The 511-nt window shown below is 47.6% G+C and carries 1 pseudogene; it reads right to left on the reverse strand.

Going from position 1 to position 511, the window contains the following annotated elements:
* Positions 1-511: pseudogene (locus ACS8FC_RS21050) on the reverse strand (cytochrome C biogenesis protein); the annotation flags it as partial.

Consider the following 511-nt stretch of genomic DNA (forward strand, 5'->3'; position numbering starts at 1 on the left):
CAAGGATGAGACGCCAAACCAAAAGGATCACCATCAACAAGGTCGTTAGAATTTACATTCTCGCTATTGGTCGCGTCACTCGATACGTTAGCATTTGCTCCAGAAATCGTGGTCGTTGCAGTGCTGCCGTTTAAAGAGTCATACTCCAAAGTACTATCATCGATTAGATCATAATCAATAACATCCTCATCCATCGGCGCATGTTCTGATTGCGGCGTGGTGCTACTGGTACCAGTCGTTGCGGATGTCGTCTCAGTATTCCCAGCAGATATTGTCGCATCAGTCAGACTGTCGCTCGCGCTCGTCTCGCCAACAGACGCACGTTCTGCCTCAGTGCTGGCATTACTTGTCGCGCTCTGTGAAGATGCTGCTGCGATATTGACCGTAGTTTTGATTTTTTCAGGGGGATAGCATAATCCCGCTTTGGCGCAACCTTGCCAACCAATAACAATCACTGCATCATCGATACTTTTTCCGTTGTTACTGGTCAATGTGGTAGTTGCGACCATAT

This window comes from Psychrobacter sp. 1Y4 (assembly GCF_051847555.1).